Genomic DNA, 4,344 nt, shown 5'->3' with positions numbered 1-4,344 from the left:
CGGACAAGATCATCAACCAGGGGCTCTGCGGGCGGTACCACGACCGGGCGGCGCTGGATTTCGGGCCCGGCGGGCGGGCGGGCATCAGCCTGTTCAATGCCGAGCCCCGGAGCCTGCCCTACCGGCTTGAGATGGTCGAGCGTCACCCCGAGGGCAGCCAGGCCTTCGTGCCGATGCACCTCAAGCCGTGGCTGGTGGTGGTGGCCGAGCCGGGCGACGTGCCGGGGCCTGTGCATGCCTTCCTCGCGGCGTCGGGGCAGGGGATCAACTTTCACCGCGGCACATGGCACGGCGTCCTGACGCCGCTGCATGAGCCGGGGCTCTTCGCGGTGGTCGACCGTATCGGCGACACCGCCAACCTCGAGGAACACCGGCTCGAGACGCCGGTGATCATCGGCGGGCCGCGCTTCTGATCTGACGAAGTTGCCGCCGCGGGTGATAACGGACGCGCGCGGAGGAGGCTGGCAAGCCCCCCGCGCGCGCCGCGGGACCGGACGGACGGGACGGGCCGCCCGATCCCTGTCCGGTCAGTCGTGCCAGCGGTTGTTGCCCCAGCCGCGGTTGCCGTTGTTCCAGCCACGGTTGTGGTCGTTCCAGCCACGGTTGTCGTGCCGCACCGGGCCGCGGTCGCCGATCTGGAAACCTTCCCGCTCGAGGCAGCCGGCGTAGTAGACCTTGCGCTTGTCGCCGCCGTCACGGACCCGGGTCTCGCAGCGCTTGGGCAGCCGGTCGGTGTTCCAGCCGTTGCGCTGCAGGCAGCCCTTCGACACCACGTAATCCGAGCGGCCGCCGCGGATCTGCAGCACGCAGCTTCGCGGCATCGCGCGCTGTTGGCCGCGGTAGTCCTTGCGGTTGCGGTCCTCATGGATCACCCGCGGCAGGCCACGGTTGTCGGCGTGGTCGTTGCGGATGTCGAAGAAACCGTCCTCCCGGGTGGAGTTGATGACGCGGTTGAGCGTATAGAGTTTCGCGACGTTGCCGAGCACCTGGCCCAGATCTGCGTTGTCGGCGCGGCTTGCCTGCGCCGAGAGTGCGGTGACGGCGAGCGAGGCGGCCAGGACGGTGGCGATGAACTTGCGGGACATGGGGTCTCCTTCCGGTCTTGCGGTCTTGAGTCGTATGCCGCCCGAACCGGACGACGCTCTGACCGGACACTCATCCCGACCCGGCAAAACAGGCAATATCGCCCCGCTGCTATCGGATAACAGGCAGGGTTTTGCCGCTCGGCTATTGAATTGCGGCATGTCTTTGCGCAGCGTGGCGGGCATGAAACGGCTCTTTCTTCTCCTCTTCCTCGCTCTCGTCCTGCCCGCCGCGGCGCAGGCCGACTGTTACGTGGAATACAAGGCCAAGCGCGATGCGCCGCTGCGCCTGCACTATGGCATCGCCCTGCTGCCGGGCGGAGACTGCCCCGGCAAGGGACAGGCCGCCGACGCGCTGCGCTCCCGTCTCGCGGGATCCGGCTGGACACTGCTGAACGTGGTGAGTAGCTCCACCAAGGAACCGGGCAAAAAGAAGAAGGCCAATGCCGGCGACTACTACCTCCGCTTCTGACGCGCGCCGGGCCGGGACGCGGCTCGTGAGCTTCGGCATCGCCGCCATCGTCCTGCTCTTGGCACTGGGCGGCGGGCTTCTGATGCTGACCCTGCCCGATGCCAACGCCTTCAACGCGCAGGTCGAGCGGATCTTCATCGAGAACGACGACCTCACCGGGCAGGCCGAGGTCAAGCTGCTCGAGATCCTCGCGCAGTCGGGCACGGCGTTCTCGGACACGCTGGCGAGCTACCGCATGGTGATCTTCGTGCTGCTGGTCTTCGCCACCGCGCTGCTGGTCGCGGCGCTGGTGTTCCTCGTGATGCTGGTGGTGCTGAACCGCCGCATGGCCCAGATCGAGCGCTCGGGGATCCAGGTCAGCTCGCTGATCATCAGCCGCGAGGAGAACACTGTCTATCTCAATACCATGGGCTTCAAGCTGACCGAGGCGATGATCGAGACGCTGGCGGTGCTGGCCGAGGCGCGGATGGACAACGAGATGCTCTCGGGGGCGCAGATCGAGGCGATGATCTCGGGCCGCGATGCCTCGGATTGCGAGGAAGCGGCGGGGGCGACGCGGATCAAGCGCCTGCGCGACGGGCTCGGCAACCAGATGGTGAGCGAGCTCCTGGTCAAGAACATTGCCCGACGCGGCTATGTGCTGGCCATCGACAAGGATGTGATCGAAGTCGTCTGACCCGGCCCCTCCGGGCGGTCAGGGCGGGGGTTGGGGGCCTTGCGGCGGGGCCTCACAGCGGGCGCCTTGGGGCACCGTGCTTGCGGGCGCGGTTGAATCCTGTCCGGAACGGGTGCAAACAGTCTGGGCATTCCCTGACGCTCGGAAAAGTTCGCCCATGGCCAAGCTCTACCACGTGCCGCTCTCGCCGTTTTGCCGAAAGGTCCGTCTCAGCCTTGCCGAGAAGAAGATCGAGTGCGAGCTGATCGAGGAGCGCTACTGGGAGAAGGAGGCGGATTTCCTCCGCCGCAACCCCGCCGCCAAGGTCCCTGTGCTGCGCATCGACGGCAAGACCATGGCCGAGAGCGCCGCGATCTGCGAGTGGATCGAGGAAAAATACCCCGAGCCCGCGCTGATGCCGCGCTCGGCCGATGCCCGCTACGAGGTGCGCCGGCTGGTGGGCTGGTTCGACGACAAGTTCCACAGCGAGGTGACGTCGAAGCTGCTTTACGAGCGGGTGAACAAGAAGATCATGAAGGCGGGCTTCCCGGATTCGAGCAACGTGAAGTCGGGCGCGAAGGCGATCAAGTATCACCTCGACTACATGGCCTGGCTGCTCGACCACCGGCGCTGGCTGGCGGGTGACGTGATGACGCTGGCGGATTTCGCCGCCGCGGCACATCTCTCGGCGCTCGACTACATCTCGGACGTGGACTGGAACCGGCAGGCCTCGGTCAAGGACTGGTACGCCAAGATCAAGTCGCGTCCCGCCTTCCGGTCGATCCTCGCGGACCAGATCCCCGGCTTCCCGCCGCCGCCGCATTATGCCGATCTCGACTTCTGAGGCCGGCGTCGCAGGGGGCTCTGCCCCCGCCGCGCAAGGCGCGACTCCCCCGGAGTTTGCCGGGCAAGATGAAGGGACGGGACCTTGTCCCTGAAGGAGAGGCTGGTCGCGGAGGCGGGCGCCACGGGCTTTGCCGCCTCCCGGGTGTGCCGTCCCGGGGACGTGCCGCAGGCCGCCGGGCGGCTGGCGGCGTTTCTCGACGCGGGACGGCACGGGCAGATGGGCTGGATGGCCGAGCGCACGGCGTGGCGCGGCAATCCGGCGGCGCTCTGGCCCGAGGCTCGCTCGGTCATCATGCTGGCAGAGAACTACGGGCCCGAGGGTGATCCGCTGGCGGTGCTGGAGCAGCGCGACCGGGCGGCAATCTCGGTCTATGCGCAGAACCGCGATTACCATCACGTGGTGAAGAAGAAGCTGAAGCGGCTGGGGCGGTGGTTGCTGGCGGCGGCGGAGAAGGAGCTTGGGCTCGCGGCGGAGATCAAGGTCTTCGTCGACACCGCGCCGGTGATGGAGAAGCCGCTCGGGCAGGCGGCGGGGCTCGGCTGGCAGGGCAAGCACACCAATCTCGTGAGCCGGGAGATCGGGTCGTGGTTCTTTCTCGGCGCGATCTTCACCACGCTGGAGCTGGCGCCGGACGGGGCGGAGCGCGACCATTGCGGCTCGTGCCGGGCCTGTCTCGACATCTGCCCGACCGGGGCCTTCCCGGCGCCCTACCAGCTCGATGCGCGGCGCTGCATCTCGTACCTGACGATCGAGCACGGCGGGCCGGTGGACGAGGAGCTGCGGCCGCTGCTGGGCAACCGCATCTACGGCTGCGACGACTGCCTTGCCGTCTGTCCGTAGAACAAGTTCGCACATCGGGCCGGCGAGGCGAAGTACCACGCCCGGGAGGAGCTTCTCGCGCCGGAGCTCTCAGAGCTGGCGGGGCTGGACGACGCGGGGTTCCGGGTGTTGTTCTCGGGCTCGCCTGTCAAGCGCATCGGCCGGGACCGGTTCGTGCGCAACGTCTGCTATGCGATCGGCAATTCGGGCGACGCGGCGCTGCGGCCCGCGGCCCAGGCGCTCTGCGACGATCCCGACCCGGCGTTGCGCGATGCGGCGCGCTGGGCGGTGGCGCGGCTGGACGGGGTGTAGCGTTCCACGCGATGTGGCCCGGCCCCCCGGGAGTTCAGCAGGGGGCCGGGCCGGAACGCGCCCGGGTACGAGGAGTCCAGGGTCAGGCGCGGTCGTCCAGAAGCACGGTGAGCGAGCGCTTGGCGGTCTGGTAGATGCCGATGACATCGTCGGAGGT

Annotated in this window: 5 protein-coding genes and 1 pseudogene; 5 read left to right on the top strand and 1 reads right to left on the bottom strand. The window is 68.2% G+C overall.

The genetic code is table 11. From position 1 onward, the window contains the following. On the top strand, positions 1–413 hold a 413-nt coding region (locus tag HC022_RS19995; RefSeq protein WP_167453589.1), incomplete at its 5' end, for an ureidoglycolate lyase. A 114-nt stretch (positions 414–527) separates the two neighbouring features. On the opposite strand, the gene HC022_RS19990 is transcribed toward HC022_RS19995, so the two are convergent. Then, positions 528–1,085: a hypothetical protein gene (locus HC022_RS19990; protein ID WP_167453588.1), complete on the bottom strand. Its 558-nt coding sequence runs from the start codon at positions 1,083–1,085 to the stop codon at positions 528–530. On the opposite strand from HC022_RS19990, the gene HC022_RS29900 reads away from it, so the two are divergent. The 4 genes and pseudogenes from HC022_RS29900 to queG all read left to right on the top strand — a co-directional run bounded on the left by HC022_RS29900 (position 1,069) and on the right by queG (position 4,187). Further along, positions 1,069–1,554 carry a hypothetical protein gene (locus HC022_RS29900; RefSeq protein ID WP_368484705.1) on the top strand — a complete coding sequence of 162 codons (486 nt, stop codon included), beginning with the start codon at positions 1,069–1,071 and terminating at the stop codon, positions 1,552–1,554. The genes HC022_RS19990 and HC022_RS29900 overlap by 17 nt on opposite strands. Then, positions 1,526–2,230, top strand: coding sequence for a histidine kinase (locus tag HC022_RS19980; protein ID WP_040384587.1), 705 nt, complete (start codon positions 1,526–1,528; stop codon positions 2,228–2,230). Before HC022_RS29900 ends, HC022_RS19980 begins: the two co-directional genes overlap by 29 nt. Before the next feature lie 157 nt (positions 2,231–2,387). Next, complete coding sequence (locus tag HC022_RS19975) at positions 2,388–3,053, top strand: glutathione S-transferase family protein (protein ID WP_008886454.1); 666 nt, start codon at positions 2,388–2,390, stop codon at positions 3,051–3,053. Positions 3,054–3,137: 84 nt separating this feature from the next. Then, positions 3,138–4,187 (top strand): annotated as a pseudogene (gene queG / locus HC022_RS19970) (tRNA epoxyqueuosine(34) reductase QueG). Positions 4,188–4,344: the final 157 nt, after the last annotated feature.

Source organism: Salipiger sp. HF18, assembly GCF_011806505.1.
In the GTDB taxonomy this organism is placed as follows: domain Bacteria; phylum Pseudomonadota; class Alphaproteobacteria; order Rhodobacterales; family Rhodobacteraceae; genus Salipiger; species Salipiger thiooxidans.
The sequence above is the reverse complement of the archived record's forward strand: the minus strand, read 5'-3'. Positions and strand labels throughout refer to the sequence as shown.

What these genes read in the sequence shown, in the direction of transcription:
- HC022_RS29900 (WP_368484705.1), top strand. Translation starts at nt 1,069, where the DNA reads ATGAACTTGCGGGACATGGGGTCTCCTTCCGGTCTTGCGGTCTTGAGT.
- HC022_RS19990 (WP_167453588.1), bottom strand. Translation starts at nt 1,085, where the DNA reads ATGTCCCGCAAGTTCATCGCCACCGTCCTGGCCGCCTCGCTCGCCGTC.
- HC022_RS19980 (WP_040384587.1), top strand. Translation starts at nt 1,526, where the DNA reads ATGCCGGCGACTACTACCTCCGCTTCTGACGCGCGCCGGGCCGGGACG.
- HC022_RS19975 (WP_008886454.1), top strand. Translation starts at nt 2,388, where the DNA reads ATGGCCAAGCTCTACCACGTGCCGCTCTCGCCGTTTTGCCGAAAGGTC.